Source organism: Rubneribacter badeniensis, assembly GCF_002899695.1.
GTDB classification, from domain to species: domain Bacteria; phylum Actinomycetota; class Coriobacteriia; order Coriobacteriales; family Eggerthellaceae; genus Rubneribacter; species Rubneribacter badeniensis.
In genome coordinates this window covers 1-607 of record NZ_PPEL01000180.1, presented here as the reverse complement: position 1 = coordinate 607, position 607 = coordinate 1, and the positions used below count along the sequence as shown (strand labels likewise).

Here is a 607-nt window from a genome sequence, read left to right as displayed (position 1 = left end):
ACATGATGCTCGTGGGCTCGGACGAGCGTACCGGAAGCGACGAGGCCGGCGCGCGTTCCGACACGAACATTGTCGTGTACGTCGATCCCACGAGAAACCAAGCCAGCATCGTGTCCATTCCGCGCGACACCATGATCGACATCGACAACGTGGGTATCTCGAAGTTCAATGCCGCCTACAACTACGGTGGCGTGTCGTCCACCATCCGCGAGGCCAGCCAGCTGCTCGGGGTGGATATCTCCCACTATGCTGAGGTGAACTTCGAGAACATGGTGCAATTGGTCGACGCGGTGGGTGGCGTTGACGTGGAGGTGACGGAGCGCATCGACGACACGGATGCCGACAACACCACGGACAACCCGTATGGCCAGCGCATCATCATCGAGGAGGGCCTGCAGCATCTCAACGGCGAGCAGGCACTCGTGTTCGCGCGCAGCCGCGCCTTCGTCGACGGGGATTTCACGCGGACGGCCAATCAGCGCAAGCTCATCATGGCTCTGGTGAACAAGGTGCTCGACATGCCCGTCACCGATCTTCCCGGCGTTATTCAGGGTGCGGCGAAGTGCGTGACTACGGACTTGTCCGTTACCGATATCATCTCGCTGGC

At 60.8% G+C, this 607-nt stretch carries 1 protein-coding gene; it reads left to right on the top strand.

Annotation, left to right across the window (positions count from 1 at the left end):
- The coding region (locus tag C2L80_RS13540; protein WP_129589980.1) for an LCP family protein at positions 1-607 on the top strand (607 nt) is incomplete at both ends.